This window comes from Pseudoalteromonas espejiana DSM 9414 (assembly GCF_002221525.1).
Classification (GTDB): domain Bacteria; phylum Pseudomonadota; class Gammaproteobacteria; order Enterobacterales; family Alteromonadaceae; genus Pseudoalteromonas; species Pseudoalteromonas espejiana.
Window position 1 is genome coordinate 3175880 of sequence record NZ_CP011028.1, and the last position, 18776, is coordinate 3194655.

Sequence of the window (18776 nt, forward strand, 5' to 3'; positions counted from 1 at the left end):
TATGTTAGTTAACTTTTTAATAAAAGCACCCAACGAAACCGTCAATACGCTTAACAAGCAAATGGATTTGCAAGATGAGCTTAAACGACAACATCACGCAGCTTTAAAATACCGTTTTAGGCGCTTTGCAGCAACTAAGGTGGGTTTAACTTCAGCATTTTTAGCTGGGGTTACAGTACAAGCTGGTAAAAATGAATCCGGCTTTGTTAGAAAATACGGCTGGTTAGTAAAGCTTTTCGCATAGCAACAATTTATAAGGTTAATTGTTGCTATGGCTTAGCTTATTAACAGGCAATCAACTTAAACTTTCCCTATTATGTGCGCGGTCATAATTTAAGCTTGGTCCTTTTGGCACAACCTGTGTTGGATTAATCATTGTATGGCTAAAATAGTAATGGCGTTTAATGTGATAAAAATTAACGGTCTCGGCTATTCCCTCCACTTGATACAACTCACGTAGGTAATTACTCAATGCTGGGTAACTCTCTATTGTTCGTAAATTACATTTAAAATGGCCAACATAAACGCTATCAAAGCGAATTAACGTGGTAAATAACCGCCAATCGGCCTCTGTTAGTGTATTACCTGTTAAGTAACGATGGTTACTAAGTATGCCTTCTACCTTATCAAGTGCTGCAAATAATTCATCGAACGACTCTTCATAAGCCGCTTGCGTGGTCGCAAAACCTGTTTTATAAACGCCATTGTTTATATATGGATATACTTGTGCGTTAATTTCGTCAATTGAGTGTTGAAGTGCTTCGGGATAATAATCGTCGTAATTTTGAGTTATATCGTTAAATGCACTATTAAACATGCGAATAATATCTGCTGACTCATTACTCACAATTTTCTTTTGATGTTTATCCCACAACAGCGGCACAGTTACGCGCCCGGTATAATTAGCATCATTTTTAGTATAAACCTGATGTAAGTATTCACTCTTAAATAAGTCATCACCACTACTGTGATTCTCTTTATCGAAGCTCCACCCTTGATTTAACATATCGGGGCTCACAACGGACACACTAATAATATTTTGCAACTCTTTTAGCTGCCTAAATATCAAAGTACGGTGCGCCCACGGACACGCTAATGAAACATATAAATGGTAACGATTTGATTGCGCTTTAAATCCCGCTTCGCCCGTTGGGCCTGCGCTACCATCTTTAGTAATCCAGTTACGTAGCTGCGCGTCTTCTCGTTTAAACTTACCGTTATTTGCGTCGGTGTCATACCATTTATCTTGCCATTGACCATTTACTAATAAACCCATCATTAACTCCTAATTTTACTATTAAATGCTGCCAAATTTGCCACTTTGATAATCACTAACAGCTTGTTTAAGCTCTTCCTGCGTGGTCATAACAAACGGCCCCATATGAGCAATCGGTTGTGAAAGTGGATTTCCCGCTAAAATAAGTACGCCAGCGTGCTGCTTAGCCTGTAAATTAATTTCGCTGCCAGGCTTTAATATAGCTAATTTACCTGTCACGAGTACTTGTCCATCGGTAGTTATTAACTCACCGGTATGAACGTATACCATCACTTTTTTTTGTTTAAGTGGCGCTAATTGCACACACTTGCCTTGGGGGATTGTTACATCAGCAAGCACAGCCTCAGCAGCAAGGCTTTGTAAGCTGGCTGATAAGGTGTGGTTTTCAAACTGCCAATTACCAGCAAGCGCAGTAAATACAACTCCTTCTTCATTCGTTACTGCAGGTGTTGGTTGTTCAGTGGTATCTTGATAGCGCGGATCTCGCATTTTTTCAGCGCTTGGCATATTGATCCAAATTTGAAACCCATGCAGGCCGTCTTGCGTATCACTCAATGGCATTTCACTGTGCATAACGCCTTTACCTGTACTCATCCATTGTACATCGCCCGCTTTAATCGCCTTTTTATTACCCATTTGATCTTTATGCTCAAAACCACCTTTTATAATGTAGGTAAAGGTCTCGATCCCGCGGTGCGGATGAGGCGGAAAGCCACCGATATAATCGCTCTCATCATCAGATTTTAGCTCATCAATCATTAAAAAAGGATCTAGGTATTTGCCATCAAAGCCTGGGATCCGGCTTATATTTACACCGTCACCGTCTTGTGTTGAGTAGGCCGTTAAAACGTTTGCTATATTCATAATTTAATCGCTTTATAAGATCAGTTAATGATTGTATTAAAGCATTCATAAAATAAAACAACTATGTCTTAAAGTAGGCTTAAAGGTTCTATTTTATAGAATAAATAAACTTTAAATTTGTTTTTTACACAACCCTATATTTTGTATGGTTATTTTAATAATTGTTTACTACAATCACCTTGGGATTATACATTTAAGGGACATAACATTTTAACTTCATCGCTCAAAAGCCAATTATACCGCTTGCTAATCATACTAAGCATACCTGGCGCAGCTGTAACTTTGCTTACACTGTGGCATGAGCGTGATGCTGCAATCGAAAAAAGCGAAGAAAGAGTGGTTAATATTGCAAAGCACCTTACTCACTTACAAACAACCATGGTGCACGATGTAGAAAGACTGACTAAATTTTTAGCTAAAAAAGTAGCCTCTAATCAAACCTTGCCAACTACGTGCCCAGAATATTTTTTTCAAATAAAAGATTTATATAAAAATATAGCCAATATAGGCGTAGTAGATGCACAGGGTAATTTGCAATGTGTAACCAATGGCCGCGTTAAAAACGTCAGCATTAGCGACCGTCAGTATTTTAAAAATGCAGTGAGTAGTAATGATTTTTCTATTGGGTACTTTCAGTATGACAGGAGTATTCAAGCACCCAGTGTTAATTTTGCTTACCCAATTTTAGATGATACAAACCAATTAAAAGGTGTGCTTGTTACAGTAATAGCACTTAATTGGTGGAGCCTAGCTTTAAACGAAGCCGACTTTCCACAAGGGGCCAGTGCAGTTATTGCAGACTCGAATGGGTTAATTCTTGCAAATTACCCAAGCTCTCCAAACGATCTCGGAAATAAAATAACAGATACAAAGTTTTTGCACGGAGACAAACAATTAGCCCAATTCAAAGATAAAAACGCTATAGAGCAAGTTTTTCACCGAGCTGTTATTTATAAAGATGCGCATCAAAACAATTTAGATATTTATATAACGCTATCCATTGATAAATTTATTGATCAAGCAAATACTAACTTTTTAAACACAATGTTGGCTTTTTTTAGTGCTATTATTTTAATTGCTCTATTAGCCAAACGCCTAATACGTGTAAGTATATTTAAACCTTTGCACGAGCTTTCGCAGGCTACTAATATGTTAGCGCGAGGCCTAATGCCTACGAGCAATATAAAACCCAACAGCCCTGAGCTACATACTCTATATAACCGCTTTGAAACAATGGCAGCAACTAGGCTACAAGCCGAAGCCGATTTAAAATATAAACACGACGAGCTAACCGTTTTAATTAACGCCCTCCCCGACACTTATATACGCTTAAACGCCCAAGGCGACTTATTACATATTAGTGGCACTATAAACTCGCAGCTCGTTGTAAATGAAAAAACGCCGGATAGCCTGTTTGATATATTACCAAAAGAAAATACTGAACAAATTTTAGCAAAAATAGCATCGCTAGATAAGCTGACCACCATAGACTTTAAGCTTAATGTGGCCTCCAAAGAGGTTTACTTTGAGGCCCGTATAAATTGTCTTGAAAGAGTAAACGAGTTTATTTTAGTACTGCGCGATATAAGTGAAGAAGTTGTCAACGAGAATGCTCTTCACTTAGCGTCTTTAGTGTACGCAAATAGTAGTGAAAGCATGGCTATAACCGACGAAAAAGGGGTTATTTACGATGTTAATCCAGCCTTTTGTAAAACAACGCATTATTTAAAAGAAGAGGTAATAGGCAAAACAACCCGAATTTTATCCTCAGGCAAGCACTCAAAAGAGTTCTATCAGCAAATTTGGTCAGCGCTAGAATTAACAGGACGTTGGCAGGGAGAGATAATAAACCGTAAAAAAACGGGAGAACTTTTTACCCAATGGTTAATAATAGACACCGTATATGATGAGCATAATAAACCTATTCGTCGCATTGCTATATTTACCGATCTTACTGAAAAAATTCAGGCGAATCGCACAATTTGGCGACAAGCTCATTATGATCACTTAACAGATCTTCCTAACAGATTAGAGCTAAAAGAGCGTTTAAATTTAAGGTTTGACGATTTAAAAACAAATAATGAAAAGCTTGTTGTGATGCTCTTAGATATAGATCATTTTAAAGACATAAACGATACGCTTGGCCATCACTACGGCGATCTATTACTTAAAATGGTTTCTCAGCGTATTGTAAATTCGGCTAAAAATGCTGAATTTGTAGCCCGTATAGGTGGGGATGAGTTTGTAATTGTATTTGATAAAATTAAAAACCACAGTCACATAAGCCAGATTGCTAAAAACCTCTTAGAAAGCCTATCAACAGCTATAAAAATAGAAAACGAAGATTTATTTATCAGTGCCAGTTTAGGCATAGCTTGCGCGCCTAACGATGGCGAAAATACCGAGCAATTGTTAAAAGCAGCAGATCAGGCTATGTATAAAGTAAAAGCCAATGGCCGAAATGGGTTTGAGTTTTTCTCAAGCGACATGCGAGAACATGCGCAAGCGCGCATGCAGCTTTTAAAAGACTTACGCAGTGCAATAGAACTTAAACAGTTTGAGCTATATTACCAACCTATTGTGTCGCTCAATGATTTAAGTATTCATAAAGCTGAAGGGTTGATTCGATGGCAACACCCTGAAAAAGGCTTAATAAGCCCTATTCACTTTATTCAATTAGCTGAAGAAACTCGTCATATAAATGCATTAGGTCAGTTTGTATTTTGTGAAGCGCTACAAACCGTAAAAGAAATATTAGGGACTCGTTCTAATTTTCAAATCAGTATTAACGTATCGCCAGTACAGCTCTCGTCCTCAGATAGTGGAATAGATGATTGGCACGATATGCTCAGTGCTGCAGATATTCCTGCATCAGCAATCGTAGCTGAAATAACCGAAGGGCTAATGGTTAACCCAGGCGCATTAACTCAAAAACGCCTTAAAGCACTTGTAAAGTCGGGAATGCAGTTAGCCCTTGATGACTTTGGTACGGGTTACTCATCGCTTGCCTATTTACAAGAAATGGATACTGACTACTTAAAAATAGACAAGCGTTTTGTTGATAATATTAAAGCTAACAGCCAAGAGCTCGCCCTATGTGAAGCCATTATTGTAATGGCGCACCAGCTTGGCTTAAAAGTAATTGCTGAAGGCATAGAAACCACAGAGCAAATGAAGTTATTGCTTGCAGCAGGGTGTGACTTTGGCCAAGGTTATTTGTTTTCTAAGCCACTAAGTAAACAAAACTTTATGAACTTGGTATCGCAAAAAACTGTCGTTTTAGCTAATGAATAATTTAAATTACCTTTTAACGGAATAAATACTTAGTTAGTGCGGTCAAGTTACTCAATCAAAGTATAAATGCAGTAGTAGGATAAAAATGGCAAAGGCAACACTCGAGCAGTGGAGAATGTTTAAAGCTGTTGTAGAGCATGGTGGGTTTGCTGGCGCAAGCGCTGCGGTATTTAAAAGCCAATCAACAGTGCATCATGCAGTACAAAAGTTAGAAGCAGCCTTACAGGTAAAATTACTAGAAGTTAAAGGCCGTAAAGCCTATTTAACCGAAAGCGGAAAACTGATTTTACGCCGAGCAGAGTTTTTAATAGATGAAGCTAGTAAAATAGAATCGGTAGCTGAAACGCTAAGCGAAGGTGTTGAAAGCACTTTAAAAATTGCAGTAGATGAAGTGTTTCCGCAGCATTTACTATACCAAGCCCTTGCCCATATTAATGAGCTGTACCCGCTTGTAAAAATAGAGCTTATAGAAAGCGTACTTACTGGTGCTAACGAGTTACTCACTAATGCAGCGGCCGATTTAGCTATTTCGTCTATTCCTATATATGGCATAAACTGCCACACCCTTTGTAACATACAATTTTTAGCTGTAGCTCATGCATCGCACCCTTTGCATCAACGCAGTGAACCACTGACCTTTAGAGAGCTTAAATTACATAGGCAAATAGTTGTGCGCGACTCAGCAACACAAACAAGCCAAGATGAAGGCTGGCTTGGCGCTGATATGCGATGGACTGTAAGCCACTTACGTAACTCAATAGATATGGTTAGCCAAAACTTTGGTTATGCTTGGCTCCCCAGCGAGCAAATTCAGACGCATCTTAAAAATAATACGCTAAAACCACTTAATTTAGAGCAAGGCACAACGCGCACTTTAAAACTGTACCTAATGTGCACCGATAACGACCGTTTAGGCCCTGTAGGACAAGCCTTTACGCAGCAGCTTCTTAGCTTATGCAATAACGAGCAAAACTAAGAATTGGTAGGTTCATCAACATCTAGATGATCGGCTACATACGCGCCGCGTTTACCGCGCTCTTTTGCAGGCCCCGTAGTGCTGTCTTTTGCAGTTTGTTGCTCAGTTGATGCGTTAATTACAGCGCCCAAGGTAATAATATAAGCACTTATGTAAAGCCACATTAACATGATCACGACCCCACCTAGTGAACCATAGGTTTCGTTGTAGCTTGCAAAGTGCGATACATAAAACGAAAAGCCAATAGACGCTAAAATCCATAATACCGTAGCAATGCACGACCCTAGCGTTATCCAGCGCCATTTAGCGGGCTTTCTATGTGGCGCGTAGCGATATAAAAGCACCAGTGCAAAATTAAACATAAATGCAAGTAAGGGCCACGATATGAGCTTAATAAGCAGGTCTATGCTTTCTTTTAAACCAACAAGGTTTAGCACAATAGGTAAAATACCTATAATTAACAGTGCAAAAATAGCCACTAAAATAGCCCCAACTGAAAATAAAAAACGCACCAGTTGGGCATGAAAAAACGAGCGTTTTTCGTATTCGTGGTAGCTAATATTACATGCAGTAATAAGTGCTTGGCTGCCCTTAGAGCTACTCCAAATGGTAAGAATAAGTGTGCCTATTGCGCTTAAACTGAGGCTGGCATTTGAGGTTTGTGCCAAGCTCGATACCTGAGACAAAATTAAATCGCTAGTGCTTTGTGGTAACAAAGTCACAATTTTACTGAGGTGTTCACTAATATCGGTAGGCGATGAAAAATACGCATAAACAGACACCATAGCCGCAATCGCCGGAAATATAGCAAGCAAGGCATAAAACGCCACACCTGCAGCCACTAACGACAGATTGTCTTGGCTCATTTGTTTAAAAATACGCTTGGTTATATCCCACCAGCCCACTATTGGAATGTGAACGGGTTGTTCTGCATGTTGACCGCGTTTTGGTTTGCTCATGGCGTGCTCCTTTTCATAGTAATCAGCAAAAAGCTTGCCAAGCATTAACCCCGCATGTGGTACTAAACTTGCTCATATAACTTTACTTAAAATAATCAGGTAATACGCTATGAACAGCCCTGTATACATACTTACGGCACTAAATAACACGGCTGTAAACGCCCTAAATGCGCCTGAAAGTGTACTAAGTTGGCAATATTTGTATGCCCAAAGCATGCAATTACTTCACGCTACAGCGCAAATATTACCCACCCTTTTACTTGGCGTTATTCTTTTAACCATTAGTTATTTTGTTGCCAGCCCACTGTCTAAGTTACTTGTTAAGCCACTGGTGTATATGACCGACAGCAAGCTTGTTCACCTTGTTGCTAGGCGCGGTATAAGTATTTTAATTTTACTACTTGGGGTGTATTTGTTTTTACGCTTAGCTGGGCTCACTGAATTTGCGATTGCCATTATGAGTGGTACTGGGCTAATAGGGTTAATTTTAGGTTTTGCATTTAGAGATATTGCAGAGAACTTTATTGCCAGCTTGCTGTTAAGCGTACAACGCCCATTTAAAATAGACGATGTAATAGAGGTCGATAATCGTTTAGGCGTGGTAAAAAAGGTAACGGCTCGTGCCACCACGTTAGTCGATTACGATGGCAATCATATACAAATACCCAATTCAACGGTGTATAAAAATACCATTAAAAATTTAACTGCAAACCCAAAAATGCGTGCAAAGGTAGTGATTGGTATAGGTTACGATAACGATATTAGATACTGCCAAACCCTAGCTCTGGAAATAGCGAATAAACAAACAGGGGTTATTAACGAGCCTCCAGCGCAAGTTCTGATTAATAATTTAGGCAGCTCAACCATTAACTTTAATCTGTTTTTTTGGGTTAACAGCGAACAACATAGCCCGTTAAAAGTCGCCTCGCAGTTAATGCGCGAGCTAGTAACCGAATTTACAACGCAAAACATTAGTATGCCTGATGATGCGCGCGAGCGTATTTTACTCAGTACACCCGATGAGAGTGATACACAAAAGCCCACCAGCAAAGCTGAGCAACCTTTAACTGCTCAGCAAGCCAGTAAACCGCTACAGCAAAAAAATGAAACGGTTGATGATGTAAGCAGTGATACCGACGAAATTCGTGATCAAGCCGAAAAGTCACGCGATCCTGAACAGGGTAAAAATATTATCTAAGTTAAACGTATATGAAAAAATAAAACCGCGTACAGCAAATTTACAACTTAATAATGTTTTAAATCATAAAAAAGAAAAAAATATGATTAATTAATGCATTACCTATAACTTTTATTATATCAATAACAAAAGTTATACCCCAGCCACCCCATTGATTTTAAAAGACTTATTTAAAGCTTATTGCTTAAGTCACCTTTAACCTGCCTTTAATTATTAATAATTATTCAAAAAGTTATATTAACAAACCACCAACTAAAATCGATAAAAACCAATAACATTCAATACGTTATTAACAAAACCGCGCTTGGCATTATTAATGCAATAACAATAATCTAACAACTTTAGAGCTTAACTATGCACGTGCACAAACAACCCCTATCTAAAAAGGCCAGCGGTGTCTTGCCCATATCATTACAAGCACCTTATTTGGCCCGTGCACGTGCCAGTGCGATATCCACGCTAACGCTGTAAGTAAAAAGTTAAATAGCTCCCTCTAAATATTATAAATAATTGGAAATAACACCATGACCAGTACAACAAGTATTAATAACAACGAGCCTAAAAAAATGTCGCTCTGGCTAAAAATTCTCATCGGTATGATAGCCGGTATTATTGCAGGTACCCTACTTGGTAGTAATGCAGAGTATTTAAAGCCAATTGGCCAGTTGTTTATTAGCGCCATTAAAATGTTAATAGTGCCACTTATTTTTTGTTCGTTAATTGTCGGTGTTACCTCAATGAAAGACACCACAAAAATGGGCCGTATTGGAATTAAATCAATTGTGTTTTATTTAGCAACAACCGCCGTGGCCATTTCGATAGGCTTAGGACTTGGGTTGTTGTTTGAACCTGGCGCGGGGTTAAACATGGTGGCTACAACAGTAGCAGATGCTAAACCAAGCCCTACCTTAGTAGACACAATTGTAGGGTTAGTACCAAAAAATCCTGTGGGCTCACTTGCATCGGGCAATATTTTACAAATTATTGTGTTTGCGTTAAGCCTAGGCATTGCTTTAAACCTAATTGGTGAAAAAGGCCAACCTGCTGCAAAAATGTTTGAAAGCCTAGCAGAGGCTATGTACAAACTAACCGAACTTGTAATGAAACTTGCACCCTACGGTGTATTTGCACTAATGGCATGGGTTTCAGGAAAGTACGGCCTAGACGTATTATTACCGCTTATAAAAGTAATTGGCTTAGTGTACCTAGGCTGCATAATTCACATATTAGTGCTTGGTGGTGGTTTTGTTGGCTTACTTGGTAAGCTTAATCCGCAACGTTTTTATAAAGGCATTATTGAAGCGCAAATTATTGCTTTTACCACCACGAGTAGCTCAGGGACGTTACCAGCAAGTATTAAATGCGCCACACAAAACTTAGGCGTATCGCGTACCGTTTCGAGTTTTGTATTACCTGTAGGTGCAACAATTAATATGGATGGCACTGCACTTTACCAAGGCGTTTTAGCCCTATTTATTGCCCAAGCTTTTGGTGTTGACCTCTCTACTACCGACTACCTCACTATTATTGCCACCGCCACACTTGCCTCTGTTGGCACTGCAGGCGTACCAGGTGCTGGCCTTATTATGTTATCGCTCGTACTTACTACCGTAGGCTTACCACTTGAAGGCATTGCTATTGTTGCCGGTATTGACCGTATTTTAGATATGGCGCGCACCACTATTAATGTAACAGGAGATTTAATGGTTACTTTGTTAATTGGCAAAAGCGAAAACGAGCTTGACGAAGCTGTTTACAACAAAGAAAACACCGCAGCCCAACCAGCTAAACACTAAAGCGTATTTCGTTACCAATTTACAGAGAATAAATAATGACTAATAAATTTATATATTTACCAATTGCGTTAAGTGTAATGACGTTAATTAAACCCGCTCATGCCGATGTAACTATTGAAGGGTTAAACGGCCTAGAAGCCGTTAAATTATTTGGTGATATGCGTATGCGCTTTGAGCGTACTAGTGGCGATACAATAGATTCAACGAGCCGTGCTCGCCTGCGCGCTCGCTTTGGTATTAAATACGCTGCAACAGATAATTGGTCAGCGCAAATGCGCTTTAGAACCACATCAAGCGCACATGACTCTACTCACCAAACGTTTGGAATAACCAACACCAGCGACAACGACGATTTTGGCCTAGACCGCGCCTTTATGAAATACACAGGTATTAGCAACACCCAAGTATACATAGGTAAAGCAGCGCCAGTTTATATGCACTCATCTGAGTTATTATTTCGCGACGACATTGCTCTAGAAGGCGTGCAAGCTAATTGGGCAAATAACGCCTTTAGCGTTAATGCGGGGCATATTATTTTAGAAGAAAACGTAGATAACGGAGAAGGCAAGCGCGATGCTAGCTGGCAACAGTTACAAGGTGTATACGCGACTGAATTTAATAACGTAAACGTTAAAGCCGGTATTGGCGGAATTTTTGTAAGCGCTTCAGATACGGCCTATGCCAGTGCTGAATCGGGTCTTGATGACGACCAAGCCGGTAACGTAATGACCTATAACCTTGATGTACGTTACGGCGCGGTTCGCTTTGCTGCAGATTACTACACCAGTGAAGCCGACACTGAAAACACCGCCTATACCGTACATGCACGCTATCAAATAAATAAAGAATTTGGTCTGCGTTTTTATGTACTGCGTACCGAAGCCTACGCACTGCCTATGAATGGCGCGTTTACACAAACAAACACGCCAGGTTCGTATACCAACATTAAAGGCACACGTGTACAACTAGATTACAAAATTGCCGATAACCTAAATGCCGATTTAAGGTGGTTTAGTGTTGATAACATTAATAACGAGCTGCCAACTAACAACAATGGCCGTGATCGTATTCAAGTAAACCTTAATATGAAATTTTAAACAGCGTCTTCCAACCAATTAAAAGCGATTTAATAAAATAGGTTAAATCGCTTTTATTTTATTATTACCCTACAAAAGACATAAACACCTTAGTAGCCACGCAATTTTATGATTAATTTATTCTTAATATTTTAAATAACTACATAACTAAGACAAAAAACATCAAAAAATACGTTAGTACCTAATTTATATAAAATTGAAATACAGACTATAGTCCTCCTCCGCCTACTAGTAATACGCATTTTTACGGTTGTTTAAGGAAATAATCGGCCATTTTATTTGTATTGTTAACGCAATTTACTAACGGACTACGACAACTAAAACTTAGAGGTTAATTAACTTGCTTATTCATCAAAACACCTGGTTTTGTGCACTAAAGCTATGCCTAATAGCGCTGCTTGGCATAAATACTTTTACTTGCCATGCACAGGCTAATTTAACTGGGTCTAAACAAATAATAGTGGGTGGTGATTTTAACTACCCTCCTTATGAGTTTATAAATGAAGATGGTGAACTTACCGGTTATAACGTAGAACTTAGCCAAGAAATTGCGGCTGTTATGGGCCTAAATATAAAAATAAAATTAATGCCATGGGCCGAAATACGTGCAGAGTTTGACCGTGGCTCTGTAGATATATTGCAAGGTATGGCCGCTACACCTGAGCGCACCGACCTTTATAACTTTAGCCCTCACACATTTGTAAATCACTCTATATTTGCACGTAACAACAGCCCAAAAATAAGCCACTACAGTGAGCTTGAAAACTACCGCGTAATTGTACAAAACAGCGGCTCTGCGTTTGATATGCTAAACGACTCAGACCTAAATATTACGCTTATTCCGGTAGAAACACATGCCGATGCACTGCGCTTACTTGCATCAGGACGTTACGACTTTGCTGTGGTGTCTAACTTGCCCGGATTGTATTTAAGTAAAAAACTAGGTTTATCTAATATAACGGCTATTTCTAACCTTGAGCGAAACAGGTTATATGGCTACGCCACTAAAACGGCAGACAAAGCACTGCTTTCGCAATTTACGCAAGGCTTGGCTATTTTAAAAAATACTGGCCGCCAACAAGAAATTTACGACAAATGGTTTGGACCTTTAAAGGTATCGCCGTGGTCAAAAGCAGGTATTGCTGCAGGTATATTTGTGGTTGTACTGCTTTTGGTCAGTATTATTGTGATTATTTGGAATAAAGCCCTGCGTAAAAAGGTAGAAAGCCGTACTAAAGAGCTACAAGCACAGCAGTTACAGCTGTTACATGCCGATAAAATGGCATCGCTTGGCGTGCTCGTATCCGGTGTAGCGCATGAGATTAATAACCCTTGTAGTATTTTAACGCTTAATTTTCCGTTTATTAAAGAAGCCTTTGAAGATGCAAGCGAAATACTCGACGAATACCAAGCACAACAAGGCGATCTTTTAATTGCAGGTGTAAGCTATAATCGCTTTAAAAAGATGCTCCCCGAAACCCTAGACGACATGCACATTGCCAGCAACAAAGTAAAAGGCATAGTAGAGGATTTAAAAAGCTTTGCAGTAAAAGGTGAAACAGCCCACGAGAAAACAGACTCTTTAGATTTAAACCTACTCGCTAATCGCTCTATTCGCCTAGTGGCAAACCAAATTAAAAGCTCAACGAATCATCTTGAGGTTAACTTAGCCAATGCACTGCCCGCTTTTAAAGGCAGCGGTAGTAGAATAGAGCAAGTTATTGTTAACTTAATTTTAAATGCGTGCCAAGCACTAGAAGATAAAAATCAAAAAATAATCATTACTAGCTACTTTCATAGTAAACAAAACAACGTGGTATTAACGATAGAAGATCAAGGAATAGGCATAGATCAGCAGCACTTAATTAAACTTACCGACCCATTTTATACAACCAAGCGTCAAGCAGGCGGCACCGGGTTAGGGCTTTCTGTTTCAGCCGGGATCGTGGCGGATCATCAAGGTTTATTAACGTTTAAATCAACACTTGGCAAAGGCACAAAAGTAAAACTTTCACTGCCATTATTACAACAAGAGAACGCGCTATGAACACCAATACATACCCAAGCTTTCAGGTACTTATTTGTGATGACGATGACAGCTTTTTAAGAAGTATATCTTTTGCAATTGAGCGCTACTGCGGTATTAATAACATCATACAATGTAATGATAGCCGCGAAGTACTGGGCAAATTAAACGACGGTGACATTCGGGTAGTACTGCTAGATTTAAATATGCCGCACATAAGTGGCGATGAGCTTATAGCGCAAATTACCGAATTGCACCCGCATATTTCGGTGCTTATTATAAGTGGTATTAACCAAGTAGAAGCCGCCGTAAAATGTATTAAACTTGGCGCCTATGGGTACCATGTAAAAACCGAAGATCCCGAGCGCTTAAGTAACAGCATAATGCAGGTTATTCGCTACCAAGAACTTAATTTAGAAAACCAAGCAATGCGCGGCTACTTACTCGAAAACCAAACAAGCCTACACCCCGCTTTTTCTAAAATTATTAGTGTTAATCATCAAATGCACTCGGTGTTTAATTACATCGAATCTATATCAAACAGCCAACAACCTATTTTAATTACCGGCGAAAGCGGCGTAGGTAAAGAGTTAATAGCCAGAGCCATTCACGAAACCAGTAGTTGCAGCGGCGAGCTTGTGTGTGTAAATGTGGCAGGGCTCGACGATAACTTGTTCTCAGATACCTTATTTGGCCACAAAAAAGGCGCGTTTACCGGTGCCGAGCAAGCTCGTAAAGGCATGATAGAGCGCGCATCGGGCGGTATATTATTTCTTGATGAAATTGGCGATTTAAACCTAGCCTCACAAGTAAAGTTATTAAGGCTATTGCAAGAAGGTGAGTATTACCCTGTAGGCAGCGATACCCCAAAACGAATAAACGCCCACATTATTGCCGCCACCCATCAAAACTTACTCACTAAAAAAGAAAATGGCGAATTTAGAAACGACCTATACTATCGTTTAAAAATTCATCATGTGAATATTCCTCCGCTGCGTGAGCGCAAACAAGATATAGCATTACTCCTAGAGCATTTTTTAACGCTTGCTGCACAAGAGTTTAATAAGCCACTGGCAAATATTCCAAAAGAGCTATTAATTTTACTCGAAAACTACGCTTTCCCTGGCAACATAAGAGAGCTTCGCGCTATGGCGTTTGATGCAATGAGTACTCATCAATCAGGAGATTTATCGATGAAAGCCTTTGAAAGCGTGCGCAGCGCCGTGCCCACTTTAGATATACAAGCGCAGCTTTCAAAGCCGCTATTTGAATCGTCATCTACTTTGCCTACGCTAAAACAAGCGGCTGAGTTATTAGTCGCCGAGGCAATGAAGCGCGCTAACTCAAACCAATCATTAGCAGCCCAGTTACTCGGTATTTCACAGCCGGCATTAAGTAAACGGCTGAAAAAAGGCCAGCCTGAGTCATAAAAAACGAATACCAACCCGCTTAATTAAGCGATCTATTTTGAGGATAGTAAAACATGTTGATAGCTAGGTAAAAACTCGCTATTTAGTTGTTCAAAATGAAAATTTTTAAACACAAATAGCGACACGTTTAGCCGTGCAAAACGATTAAGTATTATTGCCGATTGATATAATAGAGTACTTATTAAAATTTAGGCACAAAAAAGCCCGCAGCGTTAACTGCGGGCTTTTTTGTTGAATGAGTGAGTTAGCCATGTAAGCCGGGTTCTGTCCTTTCCGAAGAAAGTGATAATCATTCGTCTAGGCCATAAATCGCTCTATGGCTCAAGCAACCTACCCGGTTCCAACGTGGGCCACGCCATAAGGAACCCTATTTGGTCTTGCTCCGAGTGGAGTTTACCTTGCAACCAACTATTACTAGCGGCCCGGTGCGCTCTTACCGCACCCTTTCACCCTTACCAACCCGAGGGTTGGCGGTCTCCTCTCTGCTGCACTTGTCGTGGACTCACGCCCCCCAGCCGTTAGCTGGCACTCTGCCCTGTGGAGCCCGGACTTTCCTCCCCCTGATCATTTTCGTCACAGGCAGCGATTATCTTGGCTAACTCGGCGCGCAGTATACATGAGCTGTGCCTAGTACGCAGTAAAGATTTACTCTTTTTCGTCAATAATTGTTTTATAAAGGGCGTTTTTCTTCATACCAAAGTATTCAGCTACTATGCCGCAGGCTTTTTTCATTGGCATTTCACTTTCAAGTAGCGCCAGCATTTTGCGCGCCTCGGGTGGAATATCATCCACAAGTTTTGGTTTACCCGGCAACATTAAAACAATTTCGCCGCGTTGCTTGGTTGGGTCATCAGTTAAAAACTGCTTTAACTCACTTACGCTACCGTTGAAAAAGGTTTCAAAGGTTTTGGTTAGCTCTTTTGCAAAAACCACGTGCTGCTCATTGCCAAGTGCCGCTTCTAAATCATCTAGGCTTGCCATAATACGGTGCGTGCTTTCGTACATTATGCTGGTAATGCCAGAATTAACAGCCTCAATAAAGAAGTCTTGCCTTGCTTTACTTTTAGCCGGTGTAAAACCAATAAATTGAAAGCGATCGGTTGGCAGGCCCGAGCAACATACCGCAGTAATCGCAGCACATGCACCAGGTACTGGTGTTACATGTGCGCCTTGTTCGCGGCATAAATTTACAACCGCGTAGCCTGGGTCACTTATTAGTGGCGTACCTGCATCTGACACCAGTGCTATATTTTTGCCTTCATTAAGCCAATCAATAATTTGCTGCGCTTTTTGCTTTTCGTTATGGTCGTGTAACGCGAAGGTTTTAGCCTTAATTCCAAAGTGGCTTAGTAGCTTACCTGTATGGCGCGTGTCTTCAGCAGCGATTAAGTCAACCTGCGATAATGTCGCGATGGCACGCTGGCTAAAGTCGTCAAAATTGCCAATTGGGGTGGCAACAATGTAAAGAGTGCCAATTTTCTGTGAATTCTCCTCATTTAACATTGAGGTCTCCTGCGTCAGTCAGTAATATAAGCAAATCGCGTTAACGTATTGGGAAATCATTGTGCGACTTAAACTTGTTAGTCTATTAATCATATTGTCAGGGTTATCGGCCTGTAGCACAACCGAAAAACCAACTAAAAATAGCGATAGTATTAACTCCAGCGCCAATGCGCTGCAAAATCAAGCAACCAGTGCCGATGCTATTTATAAATTAGCGTTAAACCGCACCGGTGCCGATAAAATTCAATTACTTTACAGTGCCCGAGATGCCGCAATTTCTGAGCAAAGCTGGCCGTTACTAGAAAATATTTGTAATGAACTTGAGCAAACTCCAAGCGTAGATAAAATACAAAATCGCTTATACATTGCTTATGCGCAAAAACAACAAAACAAAAATGACCAAGCACTGGTTATTTTGCAATCGCTAGACGGACAACTTAAGCAACCTGAGCACTTTGCATGGCATCAATATTTAACAGCCAGCATTTATGCATCACAAAACTTTCCTAAGCGTGCTGCCCCGTACTTTTTTAGGGCCTCAGAAACTGCAAATAAAAACAGTATTGAAATTCCAACGCTACAACAAACACTGTGGAATAACTTAACTAAGCTTTCTTCTTATGCGCTTGAGCGCTTTAATCGCGGCTCTGTTATTCAACAAGGTTGGGTTAATTTAGCTTTATACCATCAGGTTTATGCCAATAGCGGCGTAGAGCTTGATCAAGCAATTAATAATTGGCGCCGCCGTTACCCAGGTCACCCTGCAACAGCTATATTACCTGAGCAAGATGAAACCTTAACCGATCTTGCTCCAGTAAACATTGAGCGCTTAGTCGTGCTAATACCGCAATCGGGTGCTAATCAGCGCTTAGGCGATGCATTAAAAGCTGGCGTGCTTGCCGCACTTGATAACCAAAACATTAGCGAAACACTTTTTTTAGATGAGAACTTAACTACAGAGGAATTGACCGCGCAGTTTACTGAGCTTAATCCTGACTTTGTTATTGGCCCTTTATTAAAAGCAAATATAGATAAGCTTGCACAAGCAAAAACGCTGATTGATACCCCTACTTTGCACTTAAACACCTTTGATGGCGAGCGATTGTCGTTACAGCATTACTTTTTTGCTTTAAACCCTGAGCATGAAGTACAGCAAGCTTTGGAGCACTTTTTAGCAAAAGGTTATCAAAAACCTATGCTGCTCGCGCCAAATAACGCCAATGGCCAGCGCTTAATTGATTACTTTAATATTCAATGGCAACGCTACAGCGAGACGAAACCTGAAGTGGGTTTTTATAACGACAATAAAGACATGCCGAATACAATCACTAATTTGTTAGAAGTCGATAAGTCTAAACAACGCATTAAAACGGTTAAGTCGCTATTTAGACAAGAAGTGGAAAGCGAAACGCGTTCACGTAGTGATATAGACGCCATTTATATTTTAGGCGATGCAGTAGAAACACGCCTTATCAAACCTTATTTGGATGTAAATGTAAGTACGTTTGCACAGCGGATCCCGCTATATGCCAGCTCTAAGAGCCACAGTAAACAAATTGACCGTACCGATAAAGGCGATTTAGAGGGCCTTTATTTTACAGAGCTGCCGTGGATGCTTAATTCGCAAATTAAACAGCATAATTTGCGCAATCAATACAATACGTTATGGCCTGAAAATGCCGACATTAGCCAACGTTTATTTGCCATGGCTTACGACTCGGTGTCGGTACTTAGCGATATTAGGCAGCTTAGCATTATGCCGGGTAATAAATTTACTGGGTTAAGCGGAAAGCTATCGGTTAATACTAGCGGCCACATTGAACGCACGCTCGATTGGGCACAGTACAAAAACAGGCGCATAAAAGCAGTTCAGCTAGAAACTAAACAGCCAGTGCCTTTATTTATGCAATCAGCAAACGAAGCTAACTCTACACAAACGTTTAATTAAACTGGAGGGGCTATGTCGTGGTTTAAAGAGCTGTGGCAAAATAGTCGTGAAAAAGGCCAGTATTATGAGCGCCAAGCACAAAAGTATTTAGTCGCCGAGGGGTTAACACCCATAGAGTGTAATTATTATTGCCCTTTTGGTGAGCTAGATGTGATTATGAGGCAAGGTGACACACTTGTATTTGTGGAAGTTAAATATCGTAAAAATAACGCCAGAGGCGGTGCTAATTATGCTCTTGGCGCACAAAAGCAGGCGCGATTAAAGCGTACAATTTATCACTACTTAGCGGCTAAAGGCTTAACTAATCAGCCTATTAGAGTCGACTACGTTGCAATTACAGGTGATGGTTCAGCAAATATAAATTGGATCAAAAATGTACTGTAGCGCCCTGCAACAAAACAAAAATTAC

14 protein-coding genes and 1 other RNA gene are annotated in these 18776 nt (G+C 40.2%); 10 read left to right on the forward strand and 5 right to left on the reverse strand.

Features of this window, described 5'->3' with window-relative positions:
* Position 1 precedes the first annotated feature (1 nt).
* The gene (locus PESP_RS14385; RefSeq protein WP_089348649.1) at positions 2-244 is read left to right on the forward strand and encodes a hypothetical protein; all 243 of its coding nucleotides are present in this window, start codon (positions 2-4) and stop codon (positions 242-244) included.
* 51 nt (positions 245-295) lie between these two features.
* On the opposite strand, the gene PESP_RS14390 is transcribed toward PESP_RS14385, so the two are convergent.
* Both PESP_RS14390 and PESP_RS14395 read right to left on the reverse strand, forming a co-directional pair.
* The gene (locus PESP_RS14390) at positions 296-1276 is read right to left on the reverse strand and encodes a glutathione S-transferase family protein (protein ID WP_089348650.1); all 981 of its coding nucleotides are present in this window, start codon (positions 1274-1276) and stop codon (positions 296-298) included.
* 21 nt (positions 1277-1297) lie between these two features.
* Complete coding sequence (locus tag PESP_RS14395; RefSeq protein WP_089348651.1) at positions 1298-2140, reverse strand: pirin family protein; 843 nt, start codon at positions 2138-2140, stop codon at positions 1298-1300.
* A 249-nt stretch (positions 2141-2389) separates the two neighbouring features.
* On the opposite strand from PESP_RS14395, the gene PESP_RS14400 reads away from it, so the two are divergent.
* Both PESP_RS14400 and PESP_RS14405 read left to right on the forward strand, forming a co-directional pair.
* Positions 2390-5434: a bifunctional diguanylate cyclase/phosphodiesterase gene (locus PESP_RS14400; RefSeq protein ID WP_245852185.1), complete on the forward strand. Its 3045-nt coding sequence runs from the start codon at positions 2390-2392 to the stop codon at positions 5432-5434.
* A gap of 85 nt (positions 5435-5519) precedes the next feature.
* Positions 5520-6410, forward strand: coding sequence for a LysR family transcriptional regulator (locus tag PESP_RS14405; RefSeq protein ID WP_089348652.1), 891 nt, complete (start codon positions 5520-5522; stop codon positions 6408-6410).
* On the opposite strand, the gene PESP_RS14410 is transcribed toward PESP_RS14405, so the two are convergent.
* A complete protein-coding gene (locus PESP_RS14410; protein ID WP_089349181.1) occupies positions 6407-7369 on the reverse strand; it encodes a YihY/virulence factor BrkB family protein in 963 nt (320 codons plus the stop codon). The two genes, PESP_RS14405 and PESP_RS14410, sit on opposite strands and share 4 nt — an antisense overlap.
* 109 nt (positions 7370-7478) lie before the next feature.
* Between PESP_RS14410 and PESP_RS14415 the strand changes: the two genes are divergently transcribed.
* From PESP_RS14415 to PESP_RS14435, 5 genes are all read left to right on the forward strand, one after another.
* Positions 7479-8567 carry a mechanosensitive ion channel family protein gene (locus PESP_RS14415; protein WP_089348653.1) on the forward strand — a complete coding sequence of 363 codons (1089 nt, stop codon included), beginning with the start codon at positions 7479-7481 and terminating at the stop codon, positions 8565-8567.
* Positions 8568-9091: 524 nt separating this feature from the next.
* Positions 9092-10363 carry a dicarboxylate/amino acid:cation symporter gene (locus PESP_RS14420; protein WP_089348654.1) on the forward strand — a complete coding sequence of 424 codons (1272 nt, stop codon included), beginning with the start codon at positions 9092-9094 and terminating at the stop codon, positions 10361-10363.
* Between the two features lie 35 nt (positions 10364-10398).
* Positions 10399-11460, forward strand: coding sequence for a putative porin (locus PESP_RS14425; protein WP_089348655.1), 1062 nt, complete (start codon positions 10399-10401; stop codon positions 11458-11460).
* A gap of 340 nt (positions 11461-11800) precedes the next feature.
* Positions 11801-13507 (forward strand): transporter substrate-binding domain-containing protein, encoded by a 1707-nt coding sequence (locus PESP_RS14430; RefSeq protein WP_089348656.1) that lies wholly within the window; start codon positions 11801-11803, stop codon positions 13505-13507.
* Positions 13504-14916 (forward strand): sigma-54-dependent transcriptional regulator, encoded by a 1413-nt coding sequence (locus PESP_RS14435; protein WP_089348657.1) that lies wholly within the window; start codon positions 13504-13506, stop codon positions 14914-14916. Before PESP_RS14430 ends, PESP_RS14435 begins: the two co-directional genes overlap by 4 nt.
* Positions 14917-15153: 237 nt before the next feature.
* Here the strand turns inward: PESP_RS14435 and rnpB are convergent.
* Together rnpB and rsmI are read right to left on the reverse strand one after the other, a co-directional pair.
* Positions 15154-15518, reverse strand: an RNA gene (rnpB, locus tag PESP_RS14440) — RNase P RNA component class A.
* A gap of 43 nt (positions 15519-15561) precedes the next feature.
* Positions 15562-16419, reverse strand: coding sequence for a 16S rRNA (cytidine(1402)-2'-O)-methyltransferase (gene rsmI / locus PESP_RS14445; protein ID WP_089348658.1), 858 nt, complete (start codon positions 16417-16419; stop codon positions 15562-15564).
* Between the two features lie 61 nt (positions 16420-16480).
* Here rsmI and PESP_RS14450 point away from each other — a divergent pair, with 61 nt between their 5' ends.
* Together PESP_RS14450 and PESP_RS14455 are read left to right on the forward strand one after the other, a co-directional pair.
* Positions 16481-18367, forward strand: coding sequence for a penicillin-binding protein activator (locus tag PESP_RS14450; protein WP_089348659.1), 1887 nt, complete (start codon positions 16481-16483; stop codon positions 18365-18367).
* A gap of 12 nt (positions 18368-18379) precedes the next feature.
* Positions 18380-18751, forward strand: a complete 372-nt coding sequence (locus PESP_RS14455; RefSeq protein ID WP_089348660.1) for a YraN family protein — start codon at positions 18380-18382, stop codon at positions 18749-18751.
* The last annotated feature ends 25 nt before the right edge of the window (positions 18752-18776 follow it).